This is a genomic window from Myxococcales bacterium (assembly GCA_016706225.1).
In the GTDB taxonomy this organism is placed as follows: domain Bacteria; phylum Myxococcota_A; class Polyangia; order Polyangiales; family Polyangiaceae; genus JADJKB01.
In genome coordinates this window covers 233,859-259,353 of sequence record JADJKB010000010.1, presented here as the reverse complement: position 1 = coordinate 259,353, position 25,495 = coordinate 233,859, and the positions used below count along the sequence as shown (strand labels likewise).

Annotated in this window: 23 protein-coding genes; 10 read left to right on the top strand and 13 right to left on the bottom strand. The window is 68.1% G+C overall.

Annotated elements, in window-relative coordinates:
• Positions 1 to 23: 23 nt before the first annotated feature.
• The 5 genes from IPI67_19055 (at position 24) to IPI67_19035 (ending at position 5,481) form a co-directional block, all read left to right on the top strand.
• Positions 24 to 1,268, top strand: a complete 1,245-nt coding sequence (locus IPI67_19055) for a glutamate-5-semialdehyde dehydrogenase (protein MBK7582292.1) — start codon at positions 24 to 26, stop codon at positions 1,266 to 1,268.
• Positions 1,269 to 1,402: 134 nt separating this feature from the next.
• Positions 1,403 to 1,783: a ribosome silencing factor gene (rsfS, locus tag IPI67_19050; GenBank protein ID MBK7582291.1), complete on the top strand. Its 381-nt coding sequence runs from the start codon at positions 1,403 to 1,405 to the stop codon at positions 1,781 to 1,783.
• Positions 1,780 to 2,205: a 23S rRNA (pseudouridine(1915)-N(3))-methyltransferase RlmH gene (locus IPI67_19045; protein ID MBK7582290.1), complete on the top strand. Its 426-nt coding sequence runs from the start codon at positions 1,780 to 1,782 to the stop codon at positions 2,203 to 2,205. Before rsfS ends, IPI67_19045 begins: the two co-directional genes overlap by 4 nt.
• 168 nt (positions 2,206 to 2,373) lie before the next feature.
• Entirely contained in the window at positions 2,374 to 3,456 is a 1,083-nt protein-coding gene (locus IPI67_19040) for a serine/threonine protein kinase (protein ID MBK7582289.1), read from the top strand.
• Positions 3,457 to 3,564: 108 nt separating this feature from the next.
• Positions 3,565 to 5,481 carry an IgGFc-binding protein gene (locus IPI67_19035; GenBank protein MBK7582288.1) on the top strand — a complete coding sequence of 639 codons (1,917 nt, stop codon included), beginning with the start codon at positions 3,565 to 3,567 and terminating at the stop codon, positions 5,479 to 5,481.
• A gap of 10 nt (positions 5,482 to 5,491) precedes the next feature.
• On the opposite strand, the gene IPI67_19030 is transcribed toward IPI67_19035, so the two are convergent.
• From IPI67_19030 to IPI67_19015, 4 genes are all read right to left on the bottom strand, one after another.
• On the bottom strand, positions 5,492 to 6,484 hold the full coding sequence (locus IPI67_19030) for a PQQ-dependent sugar dehydrogenase (GenBank protein ID MBK7582287.1): 993 nt from the start codon (positions 6,482 to 6,484) through the stop codon (positions 5,492 to 5,494).
• A complete protein-coding gene (locus IPI67_19025; GenBank protein MBK7582286.1) occupies positions 6,459 to 7,016 on the bottom strand; it encodes a hypothetical protein in 558 nt (185 codons plus the stop codon). The genes IPI67_19030 and IPI67_19025 overlap by 26 nt, the downstream gene beginning before the upstream one ends.
• A 96-nt stretch (positions 7,017 to 7,112) precedes the next feature.
• A complete protein-coding gene (tatC, locus tag IPI67_19020) occupies positions 7,113 to 7,895 on the bottom strand; it encodes a twin-arginine translocase subunit TatC (protein MBK7582285.1) in 783 nt (260 codons plus the stop codon).
• Positions 7,892 to 8,341: a twin-arginine translocase TatA/TatE family subunit gene (locus tag IPI67_19015; protein ID MBK7582284.1), complete on the bottom strand. Its 450-nt coding sequence runs from the start codon at positions 8,339 to 8,341 to the stop codon at positions 7,892 to 7,894. The genes tatC and IPI67_19015 overlap by 4 nt, the downstream gene beginning before the upstream one ends.
• 87 nt (positions 8,342 to 8,428) lie before the next feature.
• Between IPI67_19015 and IPI67_19010 the strand changes: the two genes are divergently transcribed.
• The 4 genes from IPI67_19010 (at position 8,429) to IPI67_18995 (ending at position 13,220) form a co-directional block, all read left to right on the top strand.
• Positions 8,429 to 9,721 carry an outer membrane protein transport protein gene (locus IPI67_19010; GenBank protein MBK7582283.1) on the top strand — a complete coding sequence of 431 codons (1,293 nt, stop codon included), beginning with the start codon at positions 8,429 to 8,431 and terminating at the stop codon, positions 9,719 to 9,721.
• Positions 9,721 to 11,061, top strand: coding sequence for an outer membrane protein transport protein (locus IPI67_19005; protein ID MBK7582282.1), 1,341 nt, complete (start codon positions 9,721 to 9,723; stop codon positions 11,059 to 11,061). Before IPI67_19010 ends, IPI67_19005 begins: the two co-directional genes overlap by 1 nt.
• Positions 11,058 to 12,083, top strand: a complete 1,026-nt coding sequence (locus tag IPI67_19000) for a hypothetical protein (protein ID MBK7582281.1) — start codon at positions 11,058 to 11,060, stop codon at positions 12,081 to 12,083. Before IPI67_19005 ends, IPI67_19000 begins: the two co-directional genes overlap by 4 nt.
• 120 nt (positions 12,084 to 12,203) lie before the next feature.
• Complete coding sequence (locus tag IPI67_18995; GenBank protein MBK7582280.1) at positions 12,204 to 13,220, top strand: PrsW family intramembrane metalloprotease; 1,017 nt, start codon at positions 12,204 to 12,206, stop codon at positions 13,218 to 13,220.
• Between the two features lie 91 nt (positions 13,221 to 13,311).
• Here IPI67_18995 and IPI67_18990 read toward each other — a convergent pair whose 3' ends face one another.
• The 9 genes from IPI67_18990 to IPI67_18950 form a co-directional block, all read right to left on the bottom strand.
• Positions 13,312 to 14,451, bottom strand: a complete 1,140-nt coding sequence (locus tag IPI67_18990) for an acyl-CoA dehydrogenase family protein (protein ID MBK7582279.1) — start codon at positions 14,449 to 14,451, stop codon at positions 13,312 to 13,314.
• Between the two features lie 197 nt (positions 14,452 to 14,648).
• Complete coding sequence (locus IPI67_18985) at positions 14,649 to 14,960, bottom strand: hypothetical protein (GenBank protein ID MBK7582278.1); 312 nt, start codon at positions 14,958 to 14,960, stop codon at positions 14,649 to 14,651.
• Between the two features lies 1 nt (position 14,961).
• Positions 14,962 to 15,687 carry a cytochrome c biogenesis protein CcsA gene (gene ccsA / locus IPI67_18980; GenBank protein ID MBK7582277.1) on the bottom strand — a complete coding sequence of 242 codons (726 nt, stop codon included), beginning with the start codon at positions 15,685 to 15,687 and terminating at the stop codon, positions 14,962 to 14,964.
• Positions 15,688 to 15,820: 133 nt separating this feature from the next.
• Positions 15,821 to 17,272 carry a TolC family protein gene (locus IPI67_18975; protein ID MBK7582276.1) on the bottom strand — a complete coding sequence of 484 codons (1,452 nt, stop codon included), beginning with the start codon at positions 17,270 to 17,272 and terminating at the stop codon, positions 15,821 to 15,823.
• Positions 17,273 to 17,701: 429 nt separating this feature from the next.
• Positions 17,702 to 18,286: a hypothetical protein gene (locus tag IPI67_18970; GenBank protein ID MBK7582275.1), complete on the bottom strand. Its 585-nt coding sequence runs from the start codon at positions 18,284 to 18,286 to the stop codon at positions 17,702 to 17,704.
• A gap of 40 nt (positions 18,287 to 18,326) precedes the next feature.
• Positions 18,327 to 20,405 (bottom strand): DEAD/DEAH box helicase, encoded by a 2,079-nt coding sequence (locus tag IPI67_18965; protein ID MBK7582274.1) that lies wholly within the window; start codon positions 20,403 to 20,405, stop codon positions 18,327 to 18,329.
• 79 nt (positions 20,406 to 20,484) lie between these two features.
• Entirely contained in the window at positions 20,485 to 20,943 is a 459-nt protein-coding gene (locus IPI67_18960; protein MBK7582273.1) for a hypothetical protein, read from the bottom strand.
• The gene (locus tag IPI67_18955) at positions 20,940 to 21,974 is read right to left on the bottom strand and encodes a tetratricopeptide repeat protein (GenBank protein MBK7582272.1); all 1,035 of its coding nucleotides are present in this window, start codon (positions 21,972 to 21,974) and stop codon (positions 20,940 to 20,942) included. Before IPI67_18955 ends, IPI67_18960 begins: the two co-directional genes overlap by 4 nt.
• A gap of 80 nt (positions 21,975 to 22,054) precedes the next feature.
• Complete coding sequence (locus IPI67_18950) at positions 22,055 to 23,827, bottom strand: L,D-transpeptidase (GenBank protein MBK7582271.1); 1,773 nt, start codon at positions 23,825 to 23,827, stop codon at positions 22,055 to 22,057.
• A 164-nt stretch (positions 23,828 to 23,991) separates the two neighbouring features.
• Here IPI67_18950 and IPI67_18945 point away from each other — a divergent pair, with 164 nt between their 5' ends.
• Entirely contained in the window at positions 23,992 to 25,452 is a 1,461-nt protein-coding gene (locus tag IPI67_18945; GenBank protein ID MBK7582270.1) for a hypothetical protein, read from the top strand.
• The last annotated feature ends 43 nt before the right edge of the window (positions 25,453 to 25,495 follow it).

Sequence of the window (25,495 nt, the reverse complement as noted above, 5' to 3'; positions counted from 1 at the left end):
CCCCTGATCTAGGCTGCCGCGCGTTGGACGTTGGAGAAATCGCACGGAGCGCGAAGGCGGCGTCTCGCATTCTCGCGCGCCAGAGCCGAGGGCGAAAAGACGCCGCGCTCCGCCGAATGGTCGAGCTGCTCGCCAGCGAGCGGCCGGCCATCGAAGCGGCGAACGAGGACGACGTTCGGCGCGCCAAGGCGTCGGGCCTGGCGAGCGCGCTCGTCGATCGCTTGGTCTTGTCGTCCGGACGGATCGACGCGCTCGCGGCCGCGGTCGCCGAGGTCGCTGCGCTGCCGGATCCCATCGGCCAGCGCAGCGAGATGCGGTCGACGGGAAGTGGGCTCCGGGTCGCCAGACAACGCCTGCCGCTCGGGCTGATCGCGATCATCTACGAGTCGCGCCCCAACGTCACCGTGGAGGCCGCTGCGCTCACGCTCAAGAGCGGCAACGCGGTCATCTTGCGAGGCGGCAAGGAAGCAGCCAGCACCAACGCGGTGTTGGTGGAGCTCATGCGGCGCGCGCTCACGGACGCCGATCTGCCGATCGACTCCGTGTGTTTCTTGCCGCCCGGCGACCGCGAGGAGATCCGTGACCTCTTGTCCCTGCGGGACGTGATCGATCTGGCCATCCCACGGGGCGGCGAGGGGTTGATCCGTTTCGTCGCGGACGTGGCGCGGGTGCCGGTGATCAAACACTACAAGGGTGTGTGTCATCTGTTCGTGGATGCGAGCGCGGATCTCGATATGGCGATTGCGTTGGCGGTCAACGGCAAGGCCCAACGTCCCGGGGTGTGCAATGCCCTGGAGTGCCTGCTGGTGCACACGGACGTGGCCCAACGCCTGCTGCCCCGCGCGGTCGAGGCGCTCGTTGCCCACGCTGTCGAGGTGCGCGGTTGCGAGCGCACCCGGGCCATCGCGCCGGGCGTCACGCTCGCGACGGACGCCGACTGGGGGACGGAGTTCTTGGCGAAGATCATCGCGGTGCGGGTGGTCGACGATCTCGACTCCGCCCTGGCACACGTCGAGCTCTTTGGCTCCAATCACAGTGAAGCCATCTGCACCAACCAGCTGGATCACGCTGATCGCTGGCTGGCCGAGGTGGACGCGAGCTGCGTGCTCGTGAACGCTTCGACCCGCTTCAACGACGGGGGAGAGCTCGGACTCGGTGCCGAAATGGGCATCTCGACCTCCAAGCTCCACGCCTACGGACCGATGGGCCTCGAGAGTCTCACCGCAGAAAAGTGGATCGTGTTGGGTGAAGGACAGGTTCGGATTTGAGCGCCAAGAAAACGCCAGCCAAGAAGAAGACCACGAAGCCGCGTCGTCCGGAGAGCGCGCTAAGACCGCCGCTGCCCAAGCCCGATCGCCGCGCGAGCGGACCGCGGCCGAGTCGACCGCCGCGAGCGCCCAGCGTGCCGCCTCCCGCTCCCTCGGCGGGGGCGCAGAAGCTGGCGCTCCTGGCCGCGCAGGCGGGCCTCGACAAGAAGGCCGCGGCGGTCGAGATCGTCGATGTCACGGGCAAGGTCGACTATGCGGACTACCTCGTGCTGATGACCGGCCACAGTGATCGGCACGTCGCCGCGATCGCCGATGCGGTCGACTACACCCTGGGGAAGAGCGGCTCTCCCGCCATCAGCGTCGAGGGCCTGCCCGCGGCGCGCTGGGTGCTGATCGATTTCGTGGACGTCGTCGTGCACGTCTTCGAGGAGAGCGCGCGCACGCTCTACGACCTCGATGGCCTCTGGCTCGACGCCCGGCGTGTCCCCATGCCAGGTGGCGGCGGACGCGAGTGAGGCTCAGCGTCGTCGCCGTCGGAAAGCTCAAGGAGCCGGCGTTCCGCGAGCTTTGCGACGACTACCTGGGCCGCATCCGGCGTTACACCCGGCTCGACGAGATCGAGGTCAAGGACGACGCGGCCCTGGCCCGGGCGGTCCCCGCCGACACCTGGGTCGTCGCGCTCGAGGTCGACGGCGAGCGCCTGAACAGCGAGGCCTTTGCGCGGCGGCTCGAGACCTGGACCGGGCGGGGCAAGGGCAACGTGGCTTTTCTGATCGGCGGGGCAGAGGGCATCCCCGAGGCGGTCTCCCGAGCTGCCGACGCGCGTCTCAGCCTGTCGAGCTTGACGCTGCCCCACCGCCTGGCTCGGGTCGTCCTGTTCGAGCAGATTTACCGGGGTTTCAGCATCTTGCGGGGCGAGCCTTACGCCCGCGAGTAGGGCTCAGGCTCCGCCGCGGGCGGCCCGTCCCGACGGCGCGCGCTGAGCCGCCGGAACTGCGACCTCGAATTCGCTTAAGCGGTCCAGCGCCGGACCGTTTCGGGGGGGTAGCTCATGTCCAATGCTTGCTCCCTCCGCCCCCCGGTCCTGGCCGGGAAGTACGCTCTCATGCGCAAGCTGGGATCCGGCACCTCGGGCTCGGTGTACGAGGCGGAGAACCTGCTGATCGGGCGCCGGGTCGCGGTGAAGCTCCTGTCGCCGAGCTTTGCAGCGCGGGCCGATCTGAGAGCCGCCGTGATCAGCGAGGCGAGGATCGCCGCGCGCATCGACCACCCGAACGTCGTCGACATCCGCGACATCGGCCTGGACTCCGCCGGCGTGCCGTTCATCGTCATGGAGCTGCTCGAAGGGGAGACCTTGGCGGAGATCCTCGCGGCTCGCGGCCCGCTGCCGCTGCCCTATGCGTGCGAGCTGATGTTGCAGGTGCTGGGCGCGCTCGCGGCGGCGCATCGCGAGGGCATCATTCACCGGGATCTCAAGCCGGCGAACGTGATGGTCACTCACCTGGCGCCGGACCGGCCCGAGGTGAAGGTGCTCGACTTCGGGATCTCCGAAGGGTTGGTCGAGGGGGACCACGGGAACCTCGGCACCTCAGGCACGCCGCTGTACATGCCGCCGGAGCAGGCGCTCGGGCTCGAGCTCGACGAAAGAGCCGATCTCTACTCCGCGTGCGCGGTCTTCTACGAGATGCTCACCGGGCAACCCCCGTTCGGCGGCCTGACTGCGCCGGAGATCTTGCAGGCGTCTCTGTGGGGGAAGTTCACTCCGCTCGGGGAGCGAATTCCGGATTTGCCCCGAGCGCTCGCCGACGCCATCGATGGCGGGCTATCGGCGTATCGCGGGCGCCGCCCGGCCAACGCCATGGCGCTCAGTCGGATCATCGGCGAGCCGGCTGAGCCGACCCGAAGCTCCGGTGTGCGGTGCTTGCCGCCGCGCCCGAGCGACCGGATTGGTTTGGTTCCGAGGGTGACTGCGAAGCCCGAACCGCCGCCGGTTCCACCGGCGCCGCGGGTTGCCGTGATCGACGGGCCGCCGAGCTCCGAGCTGGCGTCGTGCGCCGTGAACGACGAGGCGGCGGAAGAGCTGGCAGTGGTCGTGCCGAAGCGCGGCCCGTGGCTGGGCGCAGTCGTCTACCTGGTTGGTGGTTTTTCTATCGGTGCCGCGCTGTGCTGGTGGCTCGCGTCGATGTAACCCGCGCGTCTCGGCCCAACTCCCGAAAGAAAATCCCGCCCGTCCCGCCTGCCCGTCGACACATGACGGTGTGGGCGTCGTCTTGCGCCCCGACGGAAGAGGACGGCAATGGCACGACTCGCATTGGGACTGGGGCTCGGAATCGTGGTGGCTGCGCTCGGCGCTGCCTGTTCGGCCGCCTCGGGTGGGAGCGGCGACGGCGCCGGGCTCGGGGGTCAAGCCGGGGTTGGCGGCGGCGCCGGAGGCAGCGGGGCTGGGGCCGGCGCTGCAGGCGGCGCGGGCGGGCTCTTGAACCTCGACGGGGGTCAGGCCGACAGTGGGGGCACGGCGTGTTTGCCGTGCTCCGACGACTACACGCAGGTGTTGAACTGCGACGGCAGCGTCAAGGAGACCTGCGCCGCGGGGCTCGCCTGTGGGCTGGGCAAGTGCATGGATCCGTGCCAGGCCGCCGCGGCCAACAAGACCACCGTGGGCTGCGACTACTACGCGGTCGCCCTCGACGCGATGGGCGGGGGGTTCGGCGGATGTTTCGTGGCATTCGTTGCCAATACCTGGAGTACCCCCGTGCACCTTCAGGCCAGCTTTGGTGGCGCGCCGATCGATCTCGGGAAACATGCGGCGCGCCCCGTGGGTACCGGGACGAACCTCAAGTACCAGCCCTACGACACTGCCCAGGGTCTGCCGCCGGGGGAGGTTGCGATCTTGTTCCTGGCCAACGACCCCGTCGCTCACGGCAACTGGGCGTCGCCCGCGGCTTGTCCCGTCCCGGCTGCTGTGGGTCTCGACGCACACGTACACTGGGGCATGAACATCTCGACGGGGCGCGCCAAGGGCTTCCACATCGAGACGGATCGCCCCGTCGTCGCCTACCAGATGCTGCCGTTCAACGCGGCGTACTCCGCCACGACGGGCGCAACCCTGCTCTTGCCCACGAGCGCGTGGGACACCAACTACGTCGCGGTGAACGCCTACGCCCAGGCGTTCTGGCAGGGCATGAGCATTCCACCGAGCATGACGCTGATCGCAAAGGAGGACGGCACGACGGTCACCATTTTGCCCAAGACGACCATCAAGGCGGGCATCAACGTCGCGGAAATTCCGGCCAATACTCTCGGCAAATTGTCGCTGAACGCCGGTGAGACCGTCGAGTTCATCCAGAGCGACGAGCTCACCGGCAGCCCCATTCAAGCCGACAAACCCATCGGCCTGTTTGCGGGACACCTCGGCCTGAGGCTGCCGGCGGAGACGGACTACAGCGACCACTCCGAGCAACAGATCCCGCCGGTGCGTGCGCTGGGACACGAGTACGCCGTGGCCAGCTATCGGGACCGTGTGCCGGGGATCAGCGAGAAGCGCAAACACCGTTTCGTTGGCGCGGTCGACGGCACGGAGCTCAGCTTCGATCCCCCGATCCCCGGTGCTCCGGGCAAGCTGGAGCTCGGCAGCGTGGCGGAGGTCGAGAGTGACACGCCGTTCGTGGTCAAGAGTCAGGACGCCGCGCACCCGTTCATGGTGTTCACGTACATGTCGAGCTCGGGCATGCTCGCGGATCTCGGCGCGCCGGCCGGCTATGGCGATCCGGATTTTCTGCGCATGGTCGCCGGCCAGCAATACATGAAGCGTTATGTGTTCTTCACCGATCCGACCTATCCCGAGACCAACCTGGTCGTGATTCGCCGGCGTGGCGACGGCGGGTTCGCTGACGTGACCCTGGATTGCGCCGGAAAACTCGATGGTTTCCAGCCGATTGGCGCGAGCGGACAGTACGAGTTCACGCGGGTCGATCTCTCGCGCCACAACTTCGAGGCGCAGGGCAACTGCAACAACGGGCGGCGCGAGATGACCTCGAGCGAGACGTTTGGGCTCTACGTGTGGGGCTGGGGCACTCCCGAAACACGGCCGGGTAACTCGGCGCCGTGTGACAACACCAAACCCGACAACACCTGTGACGTCAGCTACGCCTATCCAGCCGGAGAAAACCTGAGGCCGATCAACACCGTGGTCGTGATCCCGACGCCCAAGTGAGCGCGCGCCGTCAGTTGGCGTCGATGCGTCGCACCTGATTGCCCGCGAGCGCGTACAGCTCACCGGAGTCGTCCTCACCGAACGAGGTCAGGCTGGTCTGTTTGATGTTGAGGGCGGCATTGCCCTGGGCCACACCCCCGACGACCCGGAGTGCCCAGATGGTGCCCGTGCAGTAGTCGCCGTAGAGGTACCAACCCTTCAGACACGGGATGGCGTTGCCGCGGTACACGTAACCACCGGTCACCGAACAGCCCGCGCTGTGGGGGTACTCCTGGATCGGCAAGGTCAGCCCGGACTGATTGCAGGTCGTAGCGTTGTAGCAGTGTGTGCCCTCCATCACGCTCCAGCCGTAGTTCTTCTTGCCCGCGCCCTTGGGCTCGAAGTCGATCTCTTCCCAGGCGTTCTGACCGACGTCGCCGATGTACAGATCGCCGAGGGTCTTGTCGAAGCTGAAGCGCCAGGGGTTGCGCAGGCCGTAGTCCCAGATCAGGCCCTGCACGTTGCCGGCCACCGAGGTCGACGGTGCGTCCGGGTTCAGGCGCAGGATCTTGCCCAGGTTGGTCGTCAGATCTTGCCCTGCCTTGAACGGATCACCGCCACCGCCGCCGTCCCCGATGCCCGCATAGAGGTAGCCGTCCGGGCCGAAAGCCAGCATGCCGCCGTTGTGGTTGCCGTTGATGCTGTGGGGAATTTGCACGAGCTTCGCGACCTGCGTGGCCGTCGCGATGTCGGGGCTTCCGCCCGAGACCTTGTATTCGGCGATCACGATGTCACCGGTTGGGCTCGCGGACTGGGTGTAATAGACGAAGAAGCGCCCGTTGCTGGCGTACTGCGGGTGAAACGCCAGGCCGAGGAGACCGCGCTCGCCGCCGCTGGTGACGGTGCTGGTGATGTCGAGGAACGGTGTCGTGACGTTGGTGCCGTTCTTGATGATCCGGATCTGTCCCGACTGCCGCACCACGAAGAGCCGGGCCTTGTCACCGGGGGGTGACGTCAGAAACACGGCCGTGCCGCCGACACTCGTGCCGACATTGGTCAGCTTGAGCGCCGGTGCCGTTGCTCCACACGTGGTGCCGCCGGTGCCGCCGGTGCCGCCCGTCGCGCCGCCAGTGCCGCCCGTCGCGCCGCCAGTGCCTCCGCCGCGCCGCGCCGCCGGTGCCGCCCGTCGCGCCGCCGGTGCCGCCCGTCGCGCCGCCGGTGCCGCCCGTCGCGCCGCCGGTGCCGCCCGTCGCGCCGCCGGTGCCTCCGCTCGCGCCGCCGCTTCCCGCAGCGCCACCGGAGCCCCCGCTCGCACCTCCGGCCCCCGCAACGCCGCCGGAGCCGGCCGCCGCGCCCGAGCCGGCCGCGCCTCCCGCGCCGCCTGTCGTGCCGCCTGCTCCCCCCGCCGGCGTGCCACCGCCGCCGCTCGTGCTGCCGCCCGCGCCACCGGTGCCACCCTTGCCTCCGGTTCCCGAGCCGCCCCCCTCGTCGTCACCGCCACAAGCCGCAACGATCAGACCCGCGAGCACTGAAGTGAAGACACGACGAAACATCATGGGGCAGCTCCTCCGAGAACGCCCAGTATATACGTTTGTCGGAAGCGCCCTCAATGCTCGCTCGGCGGCGCAGTTCGCGCGAGCTTTGGCATGAGGTCAGGAGGCTTGGGTTCGCGCGCGGCTGCGGTCTACGGCCCAGGCGATGCCGATGCTGATCACGTACAGCAACACCAGCGGCACCGCGAGCAAGAACTGGCTCGTGACGTCCGGCGGGGTGATGACGGCTGCGACGATGAACGCCACGACGATGAAGTAACGGAAGAACTTGATCAGCTGCTGGTGGGTAACCACGCCTGCGATGCTCAGAAAGAAGATCAAGACCGGCAGCTCGAACACGGCCCCGAAGGCGAGCAGCATGCGTGACACGAACTCGATGTAGTCGCCGATCATCACCGTGGGGGTGACCTCGAAGCCCTCGGCGCCCACGGGCCCGCTGAAACCGAGCAGGTACTGAAACGCGATGGGAAACGCGACTTTCCAGCCGAAGTAGCCACCGCCGGCGAACAGCAAACACGAGCTCGCGACGAACGGCAGCGCCAGCTTCTTCTCGCGGGAGTAGAGCCCCGGCGCAACGAAGGACCAGAGCTGGTACAGGATCACCGGCAGCGCGATGACCAGCCCGCCGACCACCGCGAGCGTGACGTAGGCCACGAACAGCGACGCCGGGGCGGGGAAGTGCAGCGCCGCGTGCCCGCCGAGCTTGCCCGCGTTCCACGCTTCGATGAAGGGCTTGGTCAGCCAGATCAGGAGCTTCTCGCGGTAGATCCAGCAGACCACCACGCCCACGAGGAACGCCATGATGGCGCGCACCAGTCGCGTTCGGAGCTCCTCGAGGTGCTCCCAGAACGTCATCGTGTGGGCGTCGGGGTCGTCGCTCATTCGGCCCGTTCAGCCTCTTCCGGCTCCGGCTTGGGGGCGGACGCGTCCGTTGGCGCCGGAGGCTCCGGTTCGTCCCAGAGGTCGTCGGGCAGCGCCCCGCACGCATCCGGGCCTTCGGGGGGATACTCACGGTATCGGTCGAGCTCCACCGCGCTCTCGTACGGGTCGTCCACGGGAGCCGCGTCGCCGGACCCGGTCCGGGCTCGGGACAAAAGCGCGAGGTCGCCGCGGATCAAACCGCGGAGCTCGGCGATGCCCCCGTCGATCCCCTCCTGCCGCAGGATGTCGTCGATGCCGGTCTGGGCCCGGACCTGGGTGGTCATCAGGCGGATCTTTCGCACCCACTCGCCCAAGGTTCGCAGCATCCCCGGGAGCTTTTTGGGCCCCACGACGACCAGCGCGACCATGGCGATCAGCGCGACCTCGGACAGTGAGATGCCGAACACTCGCGCAAACGCTACCCCGTGACCTTCGGCCGGGCAACGCCGAGTGCGGGGGTGACCGCACTCGGTGATCCGCTCTATGGTTGCGCCTTGCGACGCGCGGACTTTCTCGTCGTTCTGCTGGGGATCGGATGCACGACGCTCGCGCTACGCGCCGAAGCCTCGCCGGCCGAGCAGTTCGGCTTCGGACCCCGCAGTCAGGCCATGGTCGGGGTCGGGACGGCGGTCGGCCGTGGCGTCGACACGACGTACACGAACCCCGCGCTGCTCAGCGCCGTGCACCGTAGCGAGTTCAGCTTCGGCTGGCAGACCACCCGCTTCGTATTGCACGCCGACGGACCCAACGCGCCCGGCGAGCTGAGCGAGGAGAGTGTCTCGGGCACGACCATCGGGGTCGTGTTGCCGGTGCCCTTCGGTGGTTTCCTGGAAGATCGAGTGAGCCTCGGGCTCGGTGTCTTCACCCCCAGCACTCTCATCGCACGAGCGCGCCTGCTCTACCCCGAGCGCGCGCAGTTCCCACTGATCACGGACCGCGCGCAGACGCTCAACTTCAACGCTGGGGCGGGCGTCGATCTCGGGTATGGCCTGCGCGTGGGCGCTGGCGCGCTGGCGCTGGCGGAGCTGGTGGGCACGGTCGTGGTGCGCACCGATTCGACGGGCCGAGTGGGGACGGCGGTCGACGACCAACTGGTCGCCACCTACGCGCCGGTGCTGGGGGCGAGCTATGATTTTGCGCCGGGTCTCAGCGCGGGGCTCGTGTACCGCGGGGTGCTCGAGGGTGACTTCGACGTGGTGGTGAAGGTCTTCGATCTGGGCAGCCTGACCGTCCCGGATCTGAACATCACGGGCGTAGCGCAGTACGATCCGATGCAGCTTCAGGCCGAGATCGGCTACCAGACGCCGCCCTGGACCCTCGCCCTCGCCGCGACCTACAAACGCTGGAGTGCCTTCGACGGCTGGCAGCGGCCGACGGTGAAGTGCCCCGCGAGCCAGCCGGCCTGCGCCGCACTGCGACCGGTGCCGGTCGAGTTCCACGACACCATCGTGCCGCGCGTTGCGGCGGCCTACGCGTTCGAGCTGAGTCCCGACGCCAAGGCGGAGCTCCGTGCCGGCTACGCCTTCGAACCGACTCCGCTCGGCGAGCAGACTGCGGAGTCCAACTACTTCGACAATCATCGCCATCTGCTCGGTATCGGCTACGGGGTCGAGCTGGCGGAGCCGCTGCCGCCCATCCGGGTCGACGTCGTGTATCAGCACCAGCTGCTGATGCCGCGCAGTCACTCGAAATCTTCCAGCGTGCCCGCCGACAACCCTGGCGCGCCGAGCGTCGACACGGGCGGTCAGCTGATGACAGCGGGTGTCAGCGTGGGGGTGAAGTTCTGATGCGGCGGGTGTTGCCCTCGTGCCTGGCGGCGCTCGCGCTGGCTGCGCCGGCAGCGGCGAGCCCTTCGGACACCTTTGGTCTCGGGTCGCGCTCGACGGCCATGGGCAGCGCGGTCTCGGCCGACGTGCGGGACTTCTCCGCGAACTACTACAACCCGTCGGGGCTCGCGCTGGCCCGCGGGCTCGACGTCTCCGCCGGCTACTTCTACGCGGCTCACTCCCTCGAGATGAACGGCCAGGACTCACGCGTCGATCCGGTGCGGGGGGTCGTCGGCGGGCTGGTGGCCCCGGGCAGCATCGGCTTTCTGCCCTTTGCCTTCGGCATCGCCACCTTTTTGCCGGACGATCGCCTGTCCCGCGCTCGCGCGAGCCGGCAAGAAGATCCGCGCTGGGTGCTCTACGACAATCGCACCCAGCTGATTTTCATCTCGGCCAACATCGCAATTCGTCCGGTGCCCTGGCTCGCCATCGGAGGCGGGCTGACCTACCTGGCGGCCACGCGCGGCTCGTTCGGCATCACCGGAACGGCGGTGCTGCCGGCGGGCAACAGGACCGAATACGACTCCCAGCTCCGCCACGAGGTCGACGCCGACCTCACGACCGAGCGTTACCCGGAGTTTGGCGTGACGGTGCGGCCGCACTCGCGCCTCGATCTGGCGCTGGTGTACCGCCACCAGGCGACGATCGAGCTCGACGTCGATGCCGAGCTGGTGGGGACCGTGGACGCGACGCTGCTCAAGGTTCCTGCGCGCTACCAGCTGGATTCGTACACCGTGAATGCGTTCATTCCGCGTCAGGTCGTGCTCGGCGAGAGCTACCGCCCGATCGACGCGCTGTCGGTGAACCTGGATCTGAAATGGGTCGATTGGTCGAGCTTCAAGAGCCCGGTCAGCCGCTCGAGCACGACGCTCGACGTCAACGTCCCCGCCGGCATCATCGAGCTGCCTCCCAACCCCAAACCGAGCAAGATCGAGGATCCGAATTTCGCCGGGCGCATCGTGCCGCAGCTCGGCATCGAGTACCGACTGGACGTCACGCCAGATCTCGTGGTCCCGATCCGCGCGGGCTACATCTACGAGCGTTCGCCGATTCCGCCCCAGACCGGGGTCACCAACTACGTGGACGCGGACCGCCACGTATTTTCCCTGGGCGCAGGGGTGGTGCTCCGGGATCTCGGCGCGGTGTTGCCAGGCAACGTGCGCTTCGACACCCACGCGCAGCTGTCGGTCTTGCCCACGCGCGTGACACTCAAGGACAACCCGGCGGACTACGTCGGGGACTACCGCGCACGGGGCAGCATCTTGAACGTCGGAGCTACGGTCTCAGTGGGGTTCGAATGACTCGAAAGATCCTCTCGATGCTGGCGCTCGCGTCGTTCGGTTGCGGGACTCTGGCCACCGAGGCCGGCGACAGCGACGCCCCGCGCCCGAACGCACAGGCAGGCCCCTTTCGCCTGCTCGGCAGCGATGAGATCGATGGCTTGGACGCACCCTACGTGCTGAAGAAGAAGTTCTGGGACTTCCGCGAGCCGAGCGTGCACGTGAGCGATAGCGCGGTGCGCCTCGGAGAGGCCGTGATGTACGCGGTGGCGACGGACGCGGGCACCGACGCGATCTTCCGCTTCGTAGCGCCGGATGGGCGCAGCTTCGACAAGGTCCCGGCGCCCGCCGCTGGCGTGCTCACCGCGGACGCTGCCGGCTGGGAGGGCGGGCAGGTGGACACTCCGGAGAGCGCCGAGCTCGGGGACGAGCTGTGGCTCTTTTATTCGGCGGCGGGCGGCATCGGAGCGGCGCGCTCCAGCGACGGCATCGTGTTCGAGAAGCTCGGGCTGGTGCTGGGTCCAGGCGGCGCGGCGTGGGAGGCCGGTGGGGTCCCGCGCGCTCCTTCCTTCCTGTCCCTGGGCGCCGGAGACTATCGGCTGTTCTACGAGGTCGACGGTCAGATCGGTGAGGCGCGCTCGAGTGACGGCACGAGCTGGGAGCGCCTGGGTGAGGAGCCGGTGCTGGCGAAGGGGCCGGACGCAGCGGGCGAGCCGGCGTTCGATGGGTCGGGGGTCGGGGATCCCGAGGTCGTTCGGGCGAAGAGCGCCGAGGGTCGCGTGACGACGCGCGTCTACTACACGGGCCTCGGCGCCGATGGGACGAGCGCCATCGGTCTTGCGGCGCGCTTTGGAGACGACGGACCGCTCACTCGCGCCGCGGCCCCAGCCTTCGCGAGCACTCGACTACCGCGGGCGCCTGCCGTCGTGTCGTACGCGGATCTGAGTTTGTTGTTCGTCACCGAGCGCTCCGGCGTGACGGACGAGTGGCCAGCAATCGCCGCAGGCATCGCCCCCGCCACGCTCCGGATCCCGGTAGAGTAGCGCTCCCGGCCGGCGCGCTCGGTCCGCCGAGACTTGCACGATATCCCGGGACTTTGTCGGCGGCCTTGGTCCGACAAGATTCGCGTTCAGGTCTCGCGAATCCAAGATAAGCTGCCGCCCGTGGTCTTCGCGTTCTTCTTCGCCCTGCTCTTGGTCTCGGTAGCGGTGTTCGTTTATGGCCTCGCCATAAAAGGAGTCGATCGCTACGAGCCGGAGCCGTGGTGGCTGTTGATGGTGTGTTTCTTCTGGGGTGCGCTCGGGGCGACCTTCGGCTCGATCATCTTCAACACCATCGGTGGCTCGGTGGTCTACTCGGCGGTCGGCTCCGGACAAGCCGCCCAGGGCCTGATGGCGTCGTTCATCGCCCCGCCGGTGGAAGAGTCGTTCAAGGGCGTGTTCTTGCTGGTCGTGTGGGGTGCGTCGGCGCTCTGGCTCAAGGAGCTGGACGGTGCCCTCGACGGCGCCATCTACGGCGGCGTGATCGGGCTCGGCTTCACGCTGACGGAGGACGTGCTCTACATCATGCGCGGCACGGCTCAGGGCGGGCTGGCCGCGTTCACCGTGATCTTCTTCCTGCGCACGATCTTGGGCGGACTCGGGCACGCCACGTTCACCGCGATGACAGGGGTGGGGGTCGGCCTGGCCGCGGAGTCGCGCAACGTATTGGTCAAGGTCGTGGCCCCCATCGGCGGCTGGATGGCGGCGATGGGGCTGCACTTCTTGCACAACTTCCTGGTCAGCTTCTTCGGCGGCGCGGGCGTGCTGATGAAGCTCGCCGTCTTTTTCGTCTTCGACATCCTGTTCTTCGTGCTGCTCTACATCCTGGCCATGCGGGACCGAGCGATCGTGATCCGCAACCTGGTGGACGAGGTCGGGGTCATGCTGCACCCGAAGGAGTTCAAGACATCGACCAGCTTCGCGCAGCTGGTCCCGCTCTGGAACCTGTCCACGCTGATGGGCAGCCCGCAGGGATACATGGCCGCGCGCAAGAAGCAGCTCGCGCTGTCGGAGCTAGCTTTCTTGAAACATCGCCGACGCCGCGGTGAAGGTGGACCTTCGCTGGATCGGCGCGAGAGCGACCTGCGCAGTACGATTCAGGCCGCCAACAACCAAGGCGTCTTCATCGGCAAACGCTGAGCCGGCGGGCGAGACGCCGCGCCCGCCCGCCCACCAGCTCGCGCAACCAGAGCGCCGCGCGAGCGCCTCGGTGTTCCAGGGGCCGCCCCAGTCAGCGGCAGATTTGTCGGGCAATGACCAGCCGTTGAACCTGGCTCGTGCCCTCGTAGATCTGCAAGAGCTTGGCGTCGCGCATCAGCTTCTCTACCGGGTAGTCGCGCACGTAGCCGTTGCCGCCGAACACCTGCACGGCGTCGATGGCCGTCTGCATCGCGCGATCGGCCCCGAAGACCTTGGCGTAGCTCGAAACGATCGGGTCTCGCACTCCGTTGTCCAGGTTCCAGGCGGCCTTCTGGTAGAGCAGGCGAGTTGCCTCGATGCCGACGGCCATGTCGGCCAGCATCGCCTGCACCATCTGGTGCTCGCAGATCGGAACCCCGAAGGTCTTCCGGTCCTTGGCGTAGGCGACGGACTCGTCAAGGCAACGCTGCATCAAGCCGGTGGCCAGGGCGCCGATGTCGGGCCGGGTCTGGTTGAAGGTCTCCATCGCGAGCTTGAACCCTTCGCCTTCGGGAGCGAGCAGGTTGCGGCGAGGAACCTTGACGTCCTCGAGGTGCACTACGCAGGTGTTGCTGGCGCGCTGCCCGAGTTTGTCCTCGTGTTTGTCGACCTTGAGCCCGGGAGTGTCGCGGTCGACGATGAAGGCAGCGATGCCCTTGTGGCGCTTGGCCGGATCGCTGGTGGCGAAGATCACGAAGAAGCTGGCGAACCCGGCGTTGGTGATCCAGGCCTTCTGGCCATTCAGGACCATGTCGTCGCCGTGCACGGTGAAGCGGGTGGTCAGGCCCGCGACGTCGCTGCCAGCGCCGGGTTCAGTGGTGGCGTAGGCCGCGAACACCGGCTCTCGCGTGAGCATGCCGAGGTACTTCTTTTTTTGCTCCTCGTTGCCGGCCAGCTTCACGGGCGTCAGCGCCAGTGTGTTGGCCAGCATGCTGGTGGTGATGCCCGTGCAGCCCCAGGCCAGCTGCTCCGTGACCATGGCGTTCTCCAGCTCACCCATGCCGGCGCCGCCGTACTCGGGTGGCACGGTCATGTTCACCAGGCCGAGCTCGTGCGCGGCCTCCATCACCTCCGTAGGAAAGCGACTCTCGTGGTCGCAGGCGGCCGCGACGGGCGCGATGCGCTCTTTCGCGAATCGCTTGGCGGTATCGATCAACGCCTTGTGCTCATCGGACGGGCTGAAGTCCAGCATGGGTCACTCCTCTCCATCGGTGGGTGAAAGAACGGCGGTCTCGCGTCACTGTTTGGCGCGTTTTTTTTGCTTTTCGTACTCGCTGCGAACGGCGCGTGCCCCCAGCATGTAACCGAAGACGGTCCCGACCAGGAGCACGGCAGGGATGTAGAGCATGTGTTCGAGAGGCATGGTCGCTGAGGCCGCGGCGGATCGGTTCAGGGTTGCTCTGCCTCATGCGCTTCGAGGGCCTTTTCGAGCCCTTCGAGCCGCGCCTGGATGACCTGGCTGCGCCGCCAGCCCATGTACAAGAAGCCGAACAGCAGCGCCCAGATCACCAGGTAGGCCGCGACCAGCAGGGTGCCGGCGCTGGTGGACTCCCTGCCGCCTTGCACTGCGACGAACTCGGTCGAGCGATCGTCGGGGTTGGTCGAGGTCGACAGCGGTGCCGCCTGGGTCGCCGCAGCCAGCGTGAAGTGGCCCGGCAGGCGGCTCGGGGTGAAGGGGAGGGCGGGGGCATTTTGCTGCATGTCAGGATCCTTCGGTGAGTCCCAGAGAGACGGCGCGCTCTTCGGCGCGGGCGAGGCGCGCGGCCAGCGTGAGCTGGCGCGCGCGCTGGGCGAGCAGCAAGACAGCCAGCAAGGTCATGGCCAGAAAACCGACGCCGAGCGCCAGCTGCATGTCTGGATGACGCAGACCGCCGCCGCCCTTGGTGATCACGGTCGGGTGATTGCCGCCCCACTTGCGCACCGAGTAGTGGATGATCGGCAGATTGACGGTGCCGAGCACGCCGAGCGCGGCGGCGAACTTGCGCTCCGCCTCGCCATCGCCGGCGAAGGCGCGCAAGACGACGACCGCGACGTAGATCAGCACGCTCAAGAGCGAGGTCGTCAGCCGCGGATCCCAGACCCAGTACACACCCCAGGCCTTCTTGGCCCACAGCGGTCCGCTGGTCAGCACGATCACTCCGAACACGACCGCGCACTCGGCGCCGGCCTGTGCCCAGGCGTTCCAACGGTCGCTGAGCTTGAGCAGGTAACCGCCGCTGGCGACCAGACACACCACGCCGGATAGGTACATCGCGTACGCGCTGGGCACGTGGAAGTAGAAGATCTTCTGCGCGAGCCCGCCGGCTTCCGGCTGGGCAATCGGTGTCTTGAAGAACACGAAGCTGATCAACCAGAAGAACACCACCGCGGTGGCGGCGACCAGCACGGGGAACACGCCGAGGCTGGGTTTCTTGGCGGGATCAGGCATTGCGCGGCAGTCTATACTCGGGGGCGCGCAAAGTGCGAGCGAGACGGATCTCGACGCGCCGGTGTCGATCGCTCGGGGCCCGGGCAGGCGGAGGGTCCGGTCTTTTCATGGCTTGCCACGGGGCCCAGGGGGCTCAAACCTCGCAGGTCGAGAGCGCCAGGAGCGCGGCGATCTGGGCGCGGACGAGCTCGAACTCCTTGACCGCCAAATCCAGGTCGGCGCTGCGCAGGCGCCGGTCGGCGTCGATCAGATCGAAGCTGTTGCCATGGCCCGAGACGAACGCAATGCGCGCCAGGCGGGCACCCTCCGTCGCGAGCTGCCGGGACTTGCCGGACACGGCCAGGTTGGCCTTGGCCACGTCGACCGCACGCTGGGCCTGCTGCCCCTCGACGCGCGCCGCGCGTTTGGCCTGGGTCACCTGCTCTTCGGCGATGCGGCGTTGTGCGTGATTCGCGGTCCGCGTGCCGTAACGGACCCCGCCGTCGTAGAGCTGCCAGGTGAGCACGCCGCCGATGGTCCAGGTCACGTGCTCCTGATTGGCCGAAAAGCGTTCATTGGAGGTCCAGGCGAGGGTCGACACGAAATCGACGGTCGGCGCGAAGGCGTAGTCGGTGCTTTGTACGTTTCGCTCGGCCACCTCGAGCCGGGCTCGGGCCGCTCGCACATCCGCGCGGGTGTCGGGATCGGTGACCGGGCGGCAGACTGACGCGGCATCCGCGGCCAGATTGTCGACACGGATCCCCGGCAACACACCGTAGGGATCACTCGAGCCCAGTGCGAGTCCGAGCGACTCGCGCGCGCGGCGCACGCCCTCGTCGGCCTGCACCACCTGCGAGCGGGTCTGGGTCACCTCTTGTTCTGCCCGCAACACGTCGAACGAGCTGGCGGCACCCAGTCTCGCGCGGCGCTGATTCAGGTCCAGAGTGGACAGCGAACCCTTGAGCGCGACCCGGCTGATCTCCGCGACGCGCTCCGCGGTCACGACGCCGACGATGGCGTTGGCGGTGTTGGCGAGCACCAGGCGTTGGGTGTCGCTGTGGCTGAGCTTGGCCGCGTTTCGGTTGCGTTTGGCGGTGCCGTGATCGTACCAAGCTTGCGGTGCGAACACCGGCACGCGCAGGCCCAGCGATGCGTTCCAGGTCGTGGCGGGATCGGGGATGCTCCCGGTCTGGGTCACGAGTCCGGTCGGGCCAAAACCGAAGCCGGTCGTGCCCTCGCCGAACAGCAGGTGTCGGGTCACACTCCCGGTTCCGGTCAACGTCGGGAGCGAACGCGCGAGGGCCAGGCGCTGCTGGCCTTCGGCCAGATCGATCTGGCTGCCGGAGATCGCGAGCTGTGAGCTCTGGCTACGCGACAGGCGCAGCGCCTCCTGCCAGCTCTTGAGCACACTCTTGGCGCGCGGCAGCGGAGCCAGCATCGGATCATCGATGTCTGGCAGCTTCGGCTCGAGGGGTGCCTCCGCGGGCGCTTCGGCGGCCGGGGCGTCAGCGGGCTTGGGGGGCACATCCGCCGCGGGCTGGGCCGAAGCGGCAGCGGCGATCAGGAGCGGGAGGACGAAGGGCACGAGCGCTGGGCGAAAAGCCATGGCCACCGAATAATGACCATTTGGCTTGGCGCAAAGGCCCTTGTCCGAAGGCGGCACCGAAACCGCGCACTTCGGCGCGACGTCGTCGCTCTCTCGCATGTCTCTGCGTCCCGGCGTGATGCCAGGGCGCCGAACAGGTTGAACGTCTTTGTTTTCCGGGACTTGCAAGGTGTTCGGCGCTCGCGCGCGGAGCGCGCACGGCCGAAGGCCGGGGGTTTGGGGCGCAGCCCCAACGTAAAGGTCCTAGAACACGAGCCGCGCAAGCTGATCGGTGTTCTAGGGCCGAACAGGTTGAACGTCTTTGTTTTCCGGGACTTGCAAGGTGTTCGGCGCTCGCGCGCGGAGCGCGCACGGCCGAAGGCCGGGGGTTTGGGGCGCAGCCCCAACGTAAAGGTCCTAGAACACGAGCAGCGCAAGCTGATCGGTGTTCTAGGGCGTGCAGGGCCACGAGGCCATGAGCTCTTCGGCCTCGGCCTGACCCCCGGGCAGCGCCGCGGTCAACCGCGAGAGCGCCTCCGCCGTGCGCCCCAGACGGCACAGCGCGTGGGCGTAGGAGGCCACGAGCTCCGGGTCGTCCGGAGCCGTGCTGAGAGCGATTTCCAGGTACGGCAGGCCCTGCTCGGGGCGGCCGAGCGCGACGTCGAGCAGGTGCCCGAGGTTGTGTGCGGAGATGGGGCAGCGGGGGCTCAGGGCGAGCGCCTGTCGATAAGCGCGGACGGCTGCGCGGTGGTGCCCGAGCATGCTGAGGGCGACGCCCAGCGTGCGCCGCGCCTCCGCGTCATCGACCTCCGCGAGCACCGCGCGCGCCAGCTGCGCCGCCCGCCAGGGCTCGACGGCAACCAGCAGCTTGGCGAGCTCGCGCATGCCGATCAGCGCGGCGTCCGAGCCGGGCTCGGCGTGCAGTACCAGCTTCTCGAGCATCGGGATCAACTCACGCGCAGGATATCCGTGGTGAAGCGCCCATCCCACGTCGTGGAGGAGGCGATCTGCGCTGGCTCGACGGTCTCGCTGCATGCGCGGTTCAACGCTGCAGGCTAGCACACGCCGCTTGGCGTCACGTGCGCGGTCGCGCGATTTCGGCAGCGGCTGTGCGACCTGCAATGGTCGCGCCATTCAGCGCCTGCAGGACTCGTTCCAGCAAATCTTTGCGGGTGCCCACGAATGCGTGGCGGTGCCGCACACGCACGTAGTCCGTCGCCTCGGGTGGCAGGCCACCGGCGTCGAGTACCGCGTGAAAATCTGCTGGCGTCGCGCCGTCGCGCCGTCCAACATTGACGAAGATCTCCGACAGCGAGTCCTCGCGAGGCGAACCGTCGTCTCGGGCGCGGGTGTCGCTCGTGTCACCGGGATCGGTGTCACCCTTGTTGTCGTCGCTCCGCCCTGTCGCCGGAGTGACGGCCGCTGGCTCATCGCTCTCGACGGTGTATCGGAACTCTTCGTGCTCGTCGTGCTGTTGCCGCGGTCGCTCGCGATCGCGGCGGGGCGCGCCGGCGTTGTCGCGGCTCGGCGGGCGGTCGCCATTGCGGCGTGGCGCGCGGTCGCCATCGGGCTTCGCGTCGGGCCGCTGGGGCGCTGCGAGGGCGGGTCGCGGGTTGTCGGCCGACGGCAGCGGCGAAACGACCGCCGCCCGAGTCTGCGCGGGGATCGGCACCTCGGGAGGCGGCGGACGCGGCGGCTCCGCAGCGCGGCTTTTTTCTGGGGCCTTCGCCTGCGCTGCATCGGGTGCTCGCGGGCGGGTCTCCGGCTCGCGGCGTGCCGGTCGCGGCGGGCGAGCCCGACGCGCGGCAGCGGCGTCTTCCTGAGCATCGGGTCGAGCGCCCAGGTGGTCACGCAGGAGGCCAGCGACCACCACCTCCGCACTCTCATGAGTCAGCAGCCTGCGGGCGAGGGCGAGATCTTCGGGGTGTGGTGTCTTGCCCGCGAAGGCACTGACGAACACGGTGACCAGGTCGGCCTCCGCGCGGGTCTTGAGCTCCCGCGCGCTGGGCAGCGACTTCTCGATCGGGCGTAGCTTGTAGGTCAGCCGCAGCAGGTACAGGTGCCCAACGTCACTCGGCTCGACCAGCGCGATGGCCGTGCCGATCTTTCCGGCGCGGCCCGTGCGCCCCGTGCGGTGCACGTACTGCTCGGCGGACTCGGGAAAGTCGTAGTTGATGACGTGGGTCAGGTGCGAAATGTCGATGCCGCGCGCCGCCACGTCCGTTGCGACCAGGAAACGGAGCGTTCCGCCCCGGGTGGCCGCCATCACCTTTTCGCGGTCGTTTTGCGCCAGATCGGCGTTCAGCCAGTCTGCCGAGTACCCCTGCTGTTCGAGAGCCCCGGCGACGCGTTTGGTCTCGTCTTTGGTGTTGCAGAAGACGATCGCGCTCTCGGGGTTTTCGATCTCGATGATCTGGACCAGCTCCGCGAGTTTGTCACCGAAGCTCAGGTACACGTAGTGGTCGATCTCGAGCGCGCCGATGTGATCGCCGCTGAGGGTCAAGAACTCCGGGTTCTTCAGCCGGTCGGTCGCCATGCGCTGGATGTCCGGCGGCAGGGTCGCGCTGAACAGCAGTGTCTGGCGGGTGTCCGGGAGGTACGACAGGATCTCGTTGATCTGAGGCAAGAACCCCATGCTGAGCATCTCGTCGGACTCGTCGAGCACGAGGGCGCGGATGGATGCGGCGGAGAACGTCCCGCGCCGCAGGTGGTCGAGCACGCGGCCTGGGGTTCCCACCACGACCTGAGCGCCTGCGCGGATCTGCTCGACCTGTCGCGGCATCGGCGCACCGCCGTACACGGCCACGATGGCGACGCCGCGATACTTCGCCAGCGCCTCGAGCTCGCGGGTGACCTGGAGCGCGAGCTCGCGGGTCGGACACAGCACCAGCACCTGCGCGGCGGGGGTTCCGCGCCTGACCAGCGCGTCCACGATTGGCATGCCAAAGGCAGCCGTCTTGCCGGTGCCGGTGCGGGCCTGAACGACGAGGTCACGGCCCCGCGACGCCAGGTCGAACACCTCCCGCTGCACAGGGGTCGGATGGGTGTATCCAAGGTCGTCCACGGCCCGCCGCAGCTCGCTCGAGAGCGGCAGAACATCGAATGTGGGCGGGGGCTCGGTGGCTTCGGGTTCGCTGGTCGCTTCGGGGGACATGTTGATGGTAGGGCTTTCCCGGTCGGGCGCGAGCTTACCCCGGCCTTCGTCGGTGAGGGAGGACAATTCCGGCCAAATTTCAGGGCCCGCCGAGCTCGCGGGCCAGTGCAACGACCGTTCGGCGACGGTGGGCCAGATCCACCGCCTCGTAGCGGGTGGCGTGCTCCTCGGCGTAGCGAAGCCGGTCCACTTCGCGCAGCGCTCGCTCGCCCCGGGCGTCCCCGCGGCAGGCGTTGCCCAGGGCCTCGCGTGTGTCCCACTCGGGGCGCAGCGCGGCGCGGAAGCGATTGACCGCGGCGCGCTCGCCGCCGGTCTCTTCGTCGGCCGCCGTACGTGCCCGGCGGATGCCGGCGATCAGGCCGAGCACGCCGGCATGACAGCTGCCGCTCTGAGCGGTGCCGACGGGAAAGAACGTCTGGTAGATGATCTGAGAGGTCAAGTTGAGCGTGATGCCGCACACGATGACGCCGAAGATCACGAGTGCGATGCGGCGCCCCAGGCGCTCCGCGCGCGGCTCGCGTGGTTTCGTGTCGCTCAATTCAAACCCTTGTCGTCTTCACTGGTCGGGGCGGGGGTTTCGGCGTCCGGGGCAGGCGCTTCGCTCGGAGTGGGCTCGACGAACGAGGCGCTGATCTCGCGCTCCAGCGCCGACGCAATCTCGAACTGGACCAGCTCGATGGTGCCCGCCAGGCGCTCGACGTTGCGCTGATAAACGAACACACGGGCCAGTGGCGTCGGCCCGTCGCCGAGCACTCCGTCCAGCAGCAGCAGTGCGCGGGGGTCGACGCCGTCCACCACGACCTCCACACCCGGGACGTCGGCGATGAACAGCTCGCCGTCGCGCAAGAATGCCTTGAGTTTTTCATCCAGACCCGCGACCGCTGCCTGGGCGGCGACCTCGAACGTCTCGCGCGACACGGACCATGGCGGCGCCGGCAGCTCGAGGTCGATGTCCCGTGAGCGGAGGAAGGCGGCGGTGGCGGCGGCCGTGTCGCCACCCTCGTCACGGATCAGCCCGAGGTAGTACCAGGCCTCCGGGTTCTTCGGTTGTTCCTTCAACACCGACTCAATCAGCGGTGTCGCGCGGTCGACCTCGCCCACTTCGTACAGCGCGCGACCCACCAGGAAGGTGTGGTTCGGATTCTCGAACGGCCCCTCGGGGAAACGCTGGGATACGGCCTTGGCGGCCTCGAAATCGCCCCTTCCGAGCAGCGCGTCGAACCAGAGCAAGAGCGCGTCCACCAGCTCGTCGTCGGTCTCAGCCAGCTCGAGCGCCTGCTCACACATGTCGATGGCGCTGTCGAGATCACCGAGCGGGTGGATGTACACCTCCGCCGCGTTCAGCATGGCTTCCAGGTAGGTGTCGTCGAGCGAGAGTGCGGTCCGGTAGTGTTCGATCGCATCGTCGAACTCACCCTGGAGCGCCGCGACGTAGCCGAGCAGATTGAAGGCCTCGGGCGACTGAGCGTCGATCTCGAGGGCCCTGCGCGCACTCTGCTCCGCGCCCCGGGCGTCACCGCGCTGGACGAGGTCCCAGCCGCGGTCGAGGTGTGCCGAAAACTGATCCATCACCGAGGGCCTTGATGGCCCCGGGAGTGGTCCAAGTCAAGCCTCGACTTGCCGTCGAGCACGCAGCTTCGGGGCTTTTGTCAGCCGTGGATGCTGACCCAGCTACCAGGGCGGTCCGCGGAGGACCAGGCCCCGTGCCAGCCGGTCGGAAGCGGGGGGTCGGTGTGCTGAAACACCCACTTGGCGTCGAGCGGCGCGAGGTTCACGCAGCCGTGGCTCATCTGGATGCCGAAGTTCCGGTGCCAGAAGGGGCCATGCAGCGCGTACGAGTTGTGGAAGTAGAGCACGTACGGAACGTCTTCAATGCTGTAGGGCAAATCGCCCGCCGCAGAGCCGTCGCCGTCCATCGTCGTCGTGACGTGTTTCTCTCGCATGCGCCACTGACCCGTCGGGGTCGAGTGGTCCTTCTCCTTCACGGTGTTCTTCTTGCCGCTCGAGATCAGCGTCGCGTAGACCGGTCGATCGCCCTGGTACACGACCAGCGTCTGCTCAGTGAGATTCACGTCCACCCAGCGCTCAGATGGCCCGAGCTCCTTTGGCGGCGGTCCGGGGCGCGTGACGCGCACGTGAACGTTTTTCACCCACGCTCCGTCGCGGGTCTCACTGTAGCGCGTGCCGCCGACCTCTTCCTCGCGCCCCGTGAGCTGAATCGCGGTGAAGACCTCGATGGCCTTGGCCGGTTTTGTCTTCTTGGTGTCGAGATCGATCTCGTAGCTGGGCGCCGTCTTGCGCCCGCCGTAGACCCAGGCAATCGGGAGCTTCCAGGTGTTTCCGTCGAGCTCGACCCCTTTGAACTTCGAGGCGGAGGTGAGCCAGAAGCGGTCCGCCGGTGCAATCAGACCCTTGGTCGACTTGTACCAGGTGCGCCCGTTCCAGCTGAAGGTCTTGTCCACTGCGATGTAGAAGCCCGCGACCATGCGCTGGGCCATGATTTCGTCGGAGCCCTCCTTCAGTTTGTCGAGGGTGAGCTCGTGCAGTTTGTCTTTGGCGTCGTCCCGCTGCCACCAGGGCGGTGGCTCTTCGCCGGCGTCGGCGCTCGCGGGGGCGCCGCCGTCCTGGTCGGAGAGTGAGGGATCTGCGTCGAGGGACGCGGCTCGGGTATCGGTCGCGTCGTCCTTCGCGTCCTTCGCGTCCTTCGCGTCCTTCGCGTCCTTCGCGTCCTTCTCGTCGTCCGCCACCGCCGCATCGTTGGCGTCGCGCTCTTTGGCCTCTTTCTCTTTCTTGGCCTTGGCCTTGGCTGCGGCGAGGTAGGGCTCGTACTTCAGCATCTGGTCGCGCGACGGCACCGAGCGGTAGAGCGGTGTGCCGTTCTTGGCGTTGCGGGCGTAGGGGTAGGGCAATACCTCCGACCAGTCTGGCTGTTTGATCGCAAACTTCACCTGGGGATGGCTGAGCTCGGTGGTGCCCAGGTTCGCGCACACGAAACCGCCGCTCACGACCTCGTACCAGCCGGCGCTGCAGTTCTTGCCCGCTACGGGTTTGTCCTTCACGCCGACCCGCCCGCCGTTGCGCACGTAACCGAGCTTCGCTTTCTGATCGAACTCGCGCGTCGGGTAGACGGCCGCCGCGGGGGCGGTGACGACCAACCAGGGTCCGGTGTGCTCCGCTGGCGCGGCGGCGGATGCCGCGCCGCCGTCCCCCACAGGGGACCCTGCGCTCGCTCGGGTCGAAGCAACCGGCTTCGGCGTGAGCTCGTCAGGGAGCTTCGGCGAGCCGACGAGTCCGGGGGCCGCGGGTTCGCCCGGGGCGGTCGACGAGGCCCCGGGGGGCGCCTCGCGCTGACAGCCGGCGAGGGCAATCACCGCCGTCGCGCTGGCGACCAGTGCCGTGGAGAGTGGACGTTCGAGGCGCATGGAGTCTTCGGGCCTTCGGGCTTAGTAGCTGCTTCGGGCAACCCGAGCCACTTTCTGGGCGGCGGGGGTGGTCCGCTCGGGCGTACCTGGAATGCGAGACCCGTGCCAGGCGTGAAATCCGACATTCGCTCGTCGAACCCCTGAAGGCTATCTTGCGCTTGGTGGTGAGTCAGACTGAATGGCGTGGGCAGCGGGACACAACCCGCAGCCGTTTGTGGCGCCTGCTGGCGGTCTCGGTGCTGCTCCACGCGCCCTTCACCCCGTTGATGGCGCTGGCGGGTCTGGTCAGTCTGCTCACGCACAATCCGGAGCCCGAGGGGCCTCCGGTCGATCCCATCACTGCGATCCCAGTCGACCTGGTGTCGGACGAGCGCCCCGCAGCGACGGCCGCAACGGAGCCCGACAAACCGCCGGAGCCCGGGGCCCAAAAACCCATCGACGATCCGTTCAAGGACCTCGACAAGGACGAGGCCGAGCCCCGCGCGCCACGAGAGCGGGACGCAGGCGCACCGGCCCGGGACGCGGGTGAGCGCGATGCGGCGCCGAGCATCGGGGATCCCGTGACCATGTCCGGCGCCGCGGGCAAAGTAGTCGACGCCAACGCCAACGTTCGCATCCTGATCTTCGCCGATCGCATGCGCGGTCACCCGCTCGGCATCCGGGTCGGCAAGCTGCTCGGGGCCGCGGCGCAGTGGCAGGACTTCTTCGGCCCCACGGGCCTGGATCCGGTGAAGGACGTCGATCGAATCCTGATCGCAGGCCCGCAGCTCAAGAACTCGGCAGACGTGGTGGCGGTCTTGAAGGTCAACGTTCCGGCGGACCGAGTGCGTCAGGCCATCGACGCCTTGGTGCAGCGGGACGCGCAGGGCGGATGGCTCGATGGCGGTGTGCCGGCCGCCCGCGCCCGTGCCGACCGCGCCGAGCGCCTGATCGTGCTGCCCGCACCGCAGATCGTGGTCGTGGCGCCGCCGAGCGCCGAGAAACACGCGCTGTCGTTGGGAGCCGGCTTGAAGTTTCCGAACCCGAAGGGGAACGAAGCCCTGACGACCTTCGTGGTGACTCCTTGGCGGGCCTTCGTCGGGCTGCCGTTCGAGCTGCCGAAGAGCCTGAAGTGGGCACGGATGAAGGTCGTCACCACCTCGGATGGCGGAGCGACGGCAGAGCTGGTGGCAGAGGATGAATCTCCTGAAAGTGCGGTGACTCACGCCCAAGAGCTGACTGAGTCCTTGAACAAGGTCACGCAGCTGAAGCTACCGAGCTTCAGCATCGGCGGGCTGTCGCTCGGCGGCGGCGTCAGCCTGGTCGAGCCCGTGACGTTCAAGGCCGTGGGCAAGGAGATCCACGGCACGGTGGTCGCGACACCCAAACAGCTCGGGCGCCTGCTCGAGGCGGTCGCGGCCTACGCTCAGCAGGTCGCCGAGGAAGCGGAGCGCAAGCGGGCCGCGCGGGCCGCGGCGGACGCAGGCGCAGCGGAGGGCGGGGCTCAGCCGACTGCGCCGAAGCCGAGCGGCGACGCGGGTGCCCCTGATGCGCGCTCGCCGACCTCACCCGAGACGGATGCCTCGGGTGGCGCGCAGAGGCCGGAAATCCCGACCCCGCCGGCCGCGGACGCGGGCTCTCGCTAGTTCGCCCGCGCGTGTCCTCGCCCTGCGCGCTGGAGTGGACGGC

Coding starts and splice junctions, on each gene's coding strand:
- IPI67_18970 (MBK7582275.1), bottom strand. CDS start 18,286: ATGCAGCGAGACCGTCGAGCCAGCGCAGATCGCCTCCTCCACGACGTG.
- IPI67_18990 (MBK7582279.1), bottom strand. CDS start 14,451: ATGCTGGACTTCAGCCCGTCCGATGAGCACAAGGCGTTGATCGATACC.
- IPI67_18965 (MBK7582274.1), bottom strand. CDS start 20,405: ATGTCCCCCGAAGCGACCAGCGAACCCGAAGCCACCGAGCCCCCGCCC.
- IPI67_18955 (MBK7582272.1), bottom strand. CDS start 21,974: ATGGATCAGTTTTCGGCACACCTCGACCGCGGCTGGGACCTCGTCCAG.
- IPI67_19005 (MBK7582282.1), top strand. CDS start 9,721: ATGCGGCGGGTGTTGCCCTCGTGCCTGGCGGCGCTCGCGCTGGCTGCG.
- IPI67_18975 (MBK7582276.1), bottom strand. CDS start 17,272: ATGGCTTTTCGCCCAGCGCTCGTGCCCTTCGTCCTCCCGCTCCTGATC.
- IPI67_19000 (MBK7582281.1), top strand. CDS start 11,058: ATGACTCGAAAGATCCTCTCGATGCTGGCGCTCGCGTCGTTCGGTTGC.
- IPI67_19040 (MBK7582289.1), top strand. CDS start 2,374: ATGCGCAAGCTGGGATCCGGCACCTCGGGCTCGGTGTACGAGGCGGAG.
- ccsA (MBK7582277.1), bottom strand. CDS start 15,687: ATGCCTGATCCCGCCAAGAAACCCAGCCTCGGCGTGTTCCCCGTGCTG.
- tatC (MBK7582285.1), bottom strand. CDS start 7,895: ATGAGCGACGACCCCGACGCCCACACGATGACGTTCTGGGAGCACCTC.
- IPI67_19025 (MBK7582286.1), bottom strand. CDS start 7,016: ATGATGTTTCGTCGTGTCTTCACTTCAGTGCTCGCGGGTCTGATCGTT.
- IPI67_18985 (MBK7582278.1), bottom strand. CDS start 14,960: ATGCAGCAAAATGCCCCCGCCCTCCCCTTCACCCCGAGCCGCCTGCCG.
- IPI67_18950 (MBK7582271.1), bottom strand. CDS start 23,827: ATGCGCCTCGAACGTCCACTCTCCACGGCACTGGTCGCCAGCGCGACG.
- IPI67_19035 (MBK7582288.1), top strand. CDS start 3,565: ATGGCACGACTCGCATTGGGACTGGGGCTCGGAATCGTGGTGGCTGCG.